We start from the raw sequence: 7931 nt of genomic DNA, 5'->3' as shown, positions 1-7931 counted from the left end.
TCTCGATGCCGCTGCTCGCCGCTATCCGCATCATGGTTTCCAGCGGTGAAGAGTGAATGATCTCGATACCCTGCGGGAGATGGGATGGAGGGACAGCGATATTCTCGATGCGGTAAACCATGCGACGCGGATGCTCGCGACCGATATTATTTTTAATACGTTTAAGATTGAAAATAACGGATAAATAAAAGACTTGAGACACACAAGGCTGAGAAAAAATAACCAAAGGATATGATTGATGACTATCAATACAGAATTCGCCGAACGTTTCGTCCATGAGTGGATCGAGGCATGGAATAGCCACAATTTGGACGCAGTATTATCACATTACAGTGATGATTTCGAGATGAGCTCTCCGTTTATCATCACATTTAGTCCTGAATCAGGCGGGACGCTGAGAGGAAAAGAGGCGGTAGGCGCTTATTGGTCAGCGGCGCTGGAGAAATTCAGTGATCTGCATTTTGTCTTGGATAGCGTCTTTGTGGGGGCAGATTCTATAGCTGTTTCGTATACATCAGTATTGGATAAAAAGGCGGTGGAAGTTTTCTTTTTCGATGAAAATGGAAAAGTACTGAAAGCGGTGGCGCATTATATTTGAAGTAGCTAATTTCGCTTCACTTCTTTTTTTCTCCTAAGTAGAAATCAATATGATTATCACTAATATATGACGCTTCACCGTGTTCAATGGTGGTATTATATTTCTTAATGATATGTTGATACAATATTAAGCGTTGTATTGATCAATTCTATCTTTTTACCGGAACAGATTATTTTTCTTCGTTTCCGCCGAAGCGACACTTAACATCTGTCTAAAAAACCGTTCTCTATTATGTTACAATCGCACCATGAAAACATTCACTTCCGAACCTCTGATCGAGATCCTTGCATGGGCACAAGAAACCCTCAAAGACTCCGATTTCGTGACCTTCGAAGTGCTCAATCCCGATTATGCACTCGGCTCTTATGCCGGTGAATCTCTCCGAATAGGGGATGTTGAGTATTTGTACCGTTCCTACAAAGCATGGGGTGATTTAGCGGAGCTATTGTTTTGTCGCATGATGACTCCAAAAATTCTCTCCGATCACACCGTATCCATGACGTTTAACAAACTCCATCGCGATCAATCTTTTCACCACGTTGATGCTCAAGAAGAGAAATACGGAACCTCATCGACGTTTTCACGGATTCACAAAAACGAAGAACCCGCTTTTTTGAGCGCCTACGCAAGAGCACTCAATAGCGTCACGATAAAAAAGAAAAAACGGGTTTTAAATCTGGGAATCAATACCGGAGACGAATTCGACCTCATCCGCCGAATGCTTGATTCATCGGATTATGAATCGATCGAGTTCGTTGGCATCGACCACTCCAAAAGTGCTATTGAGACGGCTCGCGAGCGCTTTAGCGAGGGGAATGCATTGTTTCATGTACACGATATTAACGACCTTGCTTCGCTTGACTTGGGACGGTTTGATTGCATCATCACCATCGGAACGCTTCAAAGCTCTACACTCGAGTTCAAGAGCCTTTTCGCCTCTTTGGTACAAGAGTATCTCACCCCTGATGGAGCGATGATTTTGGGATTTCCCAACTGCCGATGGATGGACGGAGAGATGGTCTACGGTGCCAAAGCCCCCAACTACCCCTACTCGGAGATGTCGATCCTCATCAAAGATCTCTATTACTGCAAAAAATATCTCCAACAAAAAAAATTCCGCGTCACGGTGACGGGACGTGATTATCTTTTTTTAACGGCGACGAAAATCGGACAATGAAAAACGTAATTCTTTTTGACAATGACGGAGTACTCGTCGAAACCAAACTGTGGTACTTCCGCGCGAACGAAAAAGCGATGAAAGAGCTCGGCGTCACATTGGAGCTGGAGTATTATCTCGAACTGATGAAATACGCCGGCAACTGGTGGGAACTGGGACTGGAACGGGGTGTCACACTTGAAGAGGTGAACCGTGCGTGTGAACGGCAAAGCCTCTACTATCAACACTATCTGCGGACTTAGAGGAGTTAAAAACACTCCTCAGCCGTTAGTCTTCACGGCTCACATTTCCCCATACGTCATGTTTAGGGTGTTCTTTGTGTTCCAATGTCTCTTTTTTGATACCGTAAGTATCTCTATCTTTCGTCACACAAAAAATTTCATAAATCAATAGATGGGGATTGTGTTTCACGACGACATCCAAAATATCGAGCGTATTGGCGAATTTTTGTATCTCGGCAATCGCATCGATATCTTTGGAAACGATTTTGAGGATCAAATCCCCTTTGTATCCCGAATAGGTATTAATATCTTCGATATCGTAGTTCAATGCAAACTGGATTATTTTTTTCCGTTCGATCTGCATCCTCTCCCCCCCCTTTTTTTTCAATACGCTTCACTAAAATGAATATACCATAACTAACGTACGAACTCCTTTATTCAAACTTTTATTATTGCATCGAACATGCTACAATGCAGTATGAACATAAAAGGGGAATAATGAAGTATCTGTTTTTTTGCCTTTTACTGATGAACGCAATCCCCCTTTTCGGTCGCAGTGAAGTCGAAGCGATCAATCTTTCGCTGCAATCGATCCAGTGCGAAGAGTCGCTCCTCGATACAGAGGCATTGGATCATACACTCGATAACTATCGAGGTACTATCGCCCCGTTGTATAAGCGCTATCAAGCTACCACCAAAGAATACAGCCGAATCGAAGCCAAATTTATCGAGGCGAACATCCCTTTGTTTTTCTCTCTCATCCCCTATTCGGAATCAAAATTCAACCCCTCTATGCACGGCTATGGAACAGCCGGACTATGGCAGTTCGGCAAACAAAGCGCCAAAAATTTCGGACTTACGGTCAAAAAAGGGGATGATGAGCGGCTCGATATTAACAAATCCAATGATGCGGTAATCCGCTATATCAAATATTTAAAAAGAGAGTTCGGAAGCTGGTATTTAGCCGATCTTGCCTACGCAATGGGAGAGGGAACTCTTCAGCGGCTGATTCAAAAAAACGGGAGTAAAAAGATTTCTGTTTTGTTCAAAGATCCCCATTTTCCATCGGGAGCAAAAGCCCATTTCGCCAAAACACTCCTACTGGATGCCAAAATTCATTATACACAATCCAATGAGGAAGAAAAAGGAGAGTAAAAGTTGCCCGCCGAAAACGGGCAAGAGGCAGGATTAACCGATATTGGTGTAGACAGCTTGAACGTCATCGTCCTCTTCGATCCGATCGATTAGTTTTTCGATATCGACCATTTGTTCGTCGGTAAATTCGACGGTCGTATTTGGTATACGCTCCAATGCCGCTTTACTTGGAGCGATATTAAGCTCTTCCAATGCTGCAGATAGGGTACCAAACGAGGTGTAATCACCAGTTACGGTCACTTCGCCCTCCTCTTCTTCGAGCTCTTCGAGCCCTGCATCGATCAGCGCCATCTCCAACTCGTCCATATCCATTTCCGGTGTCGGGAAACTGAAAACCGCTTTACGACTGAACATGAATTCAAGGGCTCCGTTGTTCAGCAATTCACCTTTGGCTTTTGAAAAATAGCTGCGGATATTTCCAACGGTACGGGTATTGTTGTCGGTTGCACATTCGACGAAAATCAAAACGCCGTGAGGCCCTTTTCCTTCCATATTAACCTCAAGGATGTTTGTGGCATCCTTACCAAAAGCCCGTTTGATCGCTGCATCGATATTGTCTTTTGGCATATTTTGCGCTTTTGCGGTCAAAATCGCGGTACGGAGTTTCGGGTTCATCTCAGGGTCAGCACCCCCCTCTTTCGCCGCCATTGTAATGACCTTGCCGAGTTTCGGGAAAATTCTCGACATATTTCCCCAGCGTTTCATTTTTGCCGCTTTGCGATATTCAAACGCTCTTCCCATACGGTATGCTCCTATTTAAAAAGTGTAAAAAATTATGAAATTATAGCGGGTTTAGCCTCTATCTTCAACGCCCGCTAAACCGATTGACTCGGTTTAGACGTCGATAAAGACGATATCGCTTTGGATATGGTTAAAAAGGAGCGAGCGGTTATCAACACGGTATTGATACAAGAACGTATTGGGTTCCATCGAACGCAAGACTGTCGTATTGTAATAATACGCGTTTGAGCAGCGTCCCACAAAGAGAAATGAGAACAACAGTTTAATGCGCGGATTTTCAAACATCTCATGCGGCTGAGCCAAAAATGTAAGACCGAATTTTTTGAGATTGACGAGATCGAAGATGTAAAACATAAAGTCTTCGAATTTGGTATAGAACCCCTCTAAACTCGCAATCTCTTGCATGATATAGTAGTAGTTATCCAAAAGTTCGCGCTTTTGCATCATTTGCGAAAGCTTGCTTTTGATGTCCCGCTTGCTGGCAAAAAACGACGGGCTAACCGCCATATAGATGTTTTGACGCTCAGCGATTGCTGCATCCAAGGCACTGTTGAACGCTTCACTCTCATCAAAACGCATGTAGTGAAAATCGCTGCCGGTTTTGAATTTTTCTTCGACCTGATCGGGGGTAGGATCTGAAAAATCCAGATAAAGGGTCGGGATTCCGCTGTCGATAACAAACTCACGAATTTTGTTCGCAAGATGCGTTTTCCCTGAACCCGGCTCCGCTAATATGAGTGTATTCTCACGCAATACGCGATCTTGCAATTCCAAGGCGGCAATAGAGCTTTTAAATTTTCCGATTTTTCGTTTCATTGGTTTATCCATGTAGAGATACTATAGAGACAAGTATAGCCAAAGGTGGCAAATTTAGAGATATAGAGTACTCAAATGTAGAGAAAAGTGACGTATTATTTCCACGCTTCTTGCGTAATTGTAACATCTCCACCCTCACTGTGAAAGCTCATCTTGCCATCGCAAATGGTGTATTGTAACCGCATCGACCTCTTACACAGTTTTTCAATCCCCTCGGCATGCAGATGGATCTCGGAGAGATTTTTGAACCGCTCGAACGTACTGCCGCGCCGAGGAGTAACTACCCCTCGACCATTGCCGCTCCATTAACTACAACAAAGCTATACTCACGAAAAAGTTATAGCATATTTTCAAGTTTTATCAACTTACCCTTTGACTTTCGCTTCGATCGTCGCAACGATTGACGGATCTTCGAGTGTCGAAATATCTTGAGTGATCGCTTCGCCTTTCGCGATAGAGCGAAGGATACGACGCATGATTTTACCTGAACGTGTTTTCGGCAAGCCTGGTACGAAAACGATGTCATCACAAATAGCAATGTTACCGATCTCTTTCATGATCACTTTGTTGATCTCTTTGACCATCTCCATCTCTTCACTGACGGTGTCATCGCTTTTGAGTACGATATAGGCGAAGATACCTTCACCTTTGATATCGTGTGGCTTACCGACGACCGCTACTTCCGCAACGTTCGGGTGTTTTTTACATGCCGCTTCAACTTCGGCAGTTCCCATACGGTGACCGGATACGTTGATAACGTCATCGGTGCGTCCCGTAATCGTGATGTATCCCTCTTCGTCGTAGATTGCACCATCACCGGTGAAGTATACCGGTTGACCCTCTTTTTTCACATCGCCGAAATACGATTTCACGAAACGCTCAGGATCACCCCAGATACCGCGGATCATTGATGGCCAAGGACGTGTTACACACATGTAACCTCCCTCACCTGCTGCGACTCTGACACCGGTTTGTGGATCAAGGATCTCAGCCATAATACCCGGAAGCGGGAATGTTGCGCAAGCCGGTTTGATCGGAGTAGCTCCTGGCAATGGAGAAACGATATGTCCCCCCGTCTCGGTTTGCCAGTAAGTATCGACGATAGCGCATTTACCGCCACCGACTGCTTCATAATACCATTTCCATGCCGTCGGGTCGATCGGCTCACCGACGGTTCCGAGAACTTTTAGGCTGCTAAGGTCGTATTTTGCAGGTTCGTCTTCACCCGTTTTGTGCAATACACGAATCGCGGTAGGAGCAGTGTAGAATTGGTTGATTTTGTACTCTTCAACCATTTTCCACGGACGTCCTGCATCCGGATACGTCGGTACCCCTTCGAACATAACGGTTGTTGCACCCATCGCAAGCGGTCCGTATACAATGTACGTATGTCCGGTAATCCAGCCTACGTCAGCCGTACACCAGTAGGTATCGTTTTCTTTGACGTCGAAGACCCATTCCATGGTCATTTGAGCCCAAAGGATATACCCTGCAGAGTTGTGTTGAACCCCTTTTGGTTTTCCGGTTGAACCTGATGTGTAAAGGAGGAACAACGGATCTTCCGCGTCCATCACTTCTGCTTCGCAGATGCTTGATTGAGATTTGATCAGCTCGTTATACGAGTAGTCACGTCCTGCAACCCATGTGATGTCTTCGTTGTTACGCTCAACAACAAGGACTTTTTCTACCGGAGAGTTTTCAGTGATCGCTTGGTCAACCACCGGTTTGAGCATATACGGTTTATCTTTACGAAATGCACCATCAGCGGTAATAACAACTTTTGCTTCCGCATCTTCGATACGGTCTTTCAATGCCTCAGCAGAGAATCCGCCGAATACGATGGAGTGGATTGCACCGATGCGTGCACATGCGAGCATTGCGTACGCCGCTTCAGGGATCATTGGCATATAGATAATGACGCGGTCACCTTTTTTGACGTGGAATTCGTTTTTCAACAAGTTCGCAAATTTGTTGACATTGTAATAGAGTTCGAGATACGTAATGATTTGTTTGTCACCGCGGTCACCTTCGAAAATGATCGCCGCTTTGTTTTTGCGTGAGTTCAAATGACGGTCGATACATTGGTGAGCCACATTGAGTTTACCGCCTACAAACCATTTGTAAAACGGAGCATTACTCTCATCAAGGACTTGGGTGTACGGTGAAAACCAATCGATTTTCTCAGATGCGAAATGTCCCCAGTATCCTTCGTAATCTTCGCTCGCCCATGTTTGCAAATCATGGTACTCACACATATTTTTAATACGGGCATTTTTAGCCAACTCACGGTTCGGCTGAAAAGTCGGTTTTACGATATCACTCATTCTTAAGGCTCCTTGTGTTTAGTTTAATTTTATAGTGTGTTGTAATTTTATATAGACCATTGCGGTCATAATTGCATCATTCAATGCGTTGTGCTGACCCATCTTCGGGATGTTTAAATCTCGGAGGATTGTATCGAAGCGTAAATCAATATTTCCTTGAGGAATCAAAGCAATTTTTTTATCAAAATATAGCCCAGAAACTTCGATTTGTTTATTGGGCAATGTGACCCCAAGCCACGGCTTAATCAGACGGTTTATCATCGCCATGTCAAACTCCAGATAATACCCAACCAATGGGCGATTTCCAATAAATTCTAAAAATTTTCGCACCCCCTCTAATGGCTCTAAAGCCTGCTGTAAATCACATGGTCGGATATGATGAATTTTGATACTTTCGGCGCTGATCTCTTTGGAGGGTTTTAAAAAAATTTCAAAACCCTCAGAGGTCAAAATACGATCCCCTTTGACCTTTACCGCACCGATGCTCAGTACCGCATCTTTTTTCGTATTGAGTCCCGTTGTTTCGGTATCAAAAACCACAACTTCATCACCGCTGTAGGGTTCAAACATCCACGCATAGTTTTCATCGTTAAGACCACGACGGTTCCACGAACGTTTGAGGGATTCGAACATCAAACCACCATTCCTAAATGAAAATGGTAGGTGAGAAATTTTTTGAATTTATTGACGATTTTGAACGAATCTTTCAATAAATCCCGTTCAGCCTTGCTCAATAATTTCGGATTGACATAATTTTGTTCGTTGCTCCCTTGTTTTTGTCCAAGGATAAAGCGTAAACGAATACTAAGGAGTGTATCGTACGCTTCGATCAGCTCATTCGCAAATACCCGATCGAACAATCCGAGATTGTTTAGCTCTTTGATCCGTTCGGTTGTATT

Annotated in this window: 11 protein-coding genes; 4 read left to right on the top strand and 7 right to left on the bottom strand. The window is 44.1% G+C overall.

The features are described 5' to 3' along the window. Positions 1-202: hypothetical protein (locus tag JHC35_RS03890; RefSeq protein ID WP_295042188.1), on the bottom strand; the 202-nt coding region annotated here is incomplete at its 3' end. A 36-nt stretch (positions 203-238) separates the two neighbouring features. Between JHC35_RS03890 and JHC35_RS03885 the strand changes: the two genes are divergently transcribed. The 3 genes from JHC35_RS03885 to JHC35_RS03875 all read left to right on the top strand — a co-directional run bounded on the left by JHC35_RS03885 (position 239) and on the right by JHC35_RS03875 (position 2017). Then, positions 239-598, top strand: coding sequence for a nuclear transport factor 2 family protein (locus JHC35_RS03885; RefSeq protein ID WP_295042186.1), 360 nt, complete (start codon positions 239-241; stop codon positions 596-598). Positions 599-845: 247 nt separating this feature from the next. After that, on the top strand, positions 846-1775 hold the full coding sequence (locus JHC35_RS03880; RefSeq protein WP_295042184.1) for a methyltransferase domain-containing protein: 930 nt from the start codon (positions 846-848) through the stop codon (positions 1773-1775). Further along, entirely contained in the window at positions 1772-2017 is a 246-nt protein-coding gene (locus JHC35_RS03875) for a hypothetical protein (RefSeq protein WP_295042182.1), read from the top strand. Before JHC35_RS03880 ends, JHC35_RS03875 begins: the two co-directional genes overlap by 4 nt. 25 nt (positions 2018-2042) lie before the next feature. On the opposite strand, the gene JHC35_RS03870 is transcribed toward JHC35_RS03875, so the two are convergent. Next, the gene (locus tag JHC35_RS03870) at positions 2043-2360 is read right to left on the bottom strand and encodes a hypothetical protein (RefSeq protein ID WP_295042180.1); all 318 of its coding nucleotides are present in this window, start codon (positions 2358-2360) and stop codon (positions 2043-2045) included. A gap of 134 nt (positions 2361-2494) precedes the next feature. Here JHC35_RS03870 and JHC35_RS03865 point away from each other — a divergent pair, with 134 nt between their 5' ends. Further along, a complete protein-coding gene (locus tag JHC35_RS03865) occupies positions 2495-3151 on the top strand; it encodes a transglycosylase SLT domain-containing protein (protein WP_295042178.1) in 657 nt (218 codons plus the stop codon). A gap of 33 nt (positions 3152-3184) precedes the next feature. Here JHC35_RS03865 and JHC35_RS03860 read toward each other — a convergent pair whose 3' ends face one another. From JHC35_RS03860 to JHC35_RS03840, 5 genes are all read right to left on the bottom strand, one after another. Beyond that, positions 3185-3892 carry a YebC/PmpR family DNA-binding transcriptional regulator gene (locus tag JHC35_RS03860; RefSeq protein WP_295042176.1) on the bottom strand — a complete coding sequence of 236 codons (708 nt, stop codon included), beginning with the start codon at positions 3890-3892 and terminating at the stop codon, positions 3185-3187. A gap of 93 nt (positions 3893-3985) precedes the next feature. After that, a complete protein-coding gene (locus JHC35_RS03855) occupies positions 3986-4708 on the bottom strand; it encodes an ATP-binding protein (protein ID WP_295042174.1) in 723 nt (240 codons plus the stop codon). A 365-nt stretch (positions 4709-5073) separates the two neighbouring features. Beyond that, positions 5074-7032, bottom strand: a complete 1959-nt coding sequence (acs, locus tag JHC35_RS03850; RefSeq protein WP_295042172.1) for an acetate--CoA ligase — start codon at positions 7030-7032, stop codon at positions 5074-5076. Positions 7033-7050: 18 nt separating this feature from the next. Next, the gene (locus JHC35_RS03845; RefSeq protein WP_295042190.1) at positions 7051-7665 is read right to left on the bottom strand and encodes a 3'-5' exonuclease; all 615 of its coding nucleotides are present in this window, start codon (positions 7663-7665) and stop codon (positions 7051-7053) included. Beyond that, positions 7665-7931, bottom strand: a 267-nt coding sequence (locus JHC35_RS03840; protein WP_295042170.1) for a putative nucleotidyltransferase substrate binding domain-containing protein, incomplete at its 5' end; no start/stop codon positions are given. The genes JHC35_RS03840 and JHC35_RS03845, both read right to left, overlap by 1 nt.

This window comes from Sulfuricurvum sp. (genome assembly GCF_022759005.1).
In the GTDB taxonomy this organism is placed as follows: domain Bacteria; phylum Campylobacterota; class Campylobacteria; order Campylobacterales; family Sulfurimonadaceae; genus Sulfuricurvum.
Note: the sequence above shows the minus strand (reverse complement) of the source record. Positions and strands in the feature narration are given on the sequence as shown.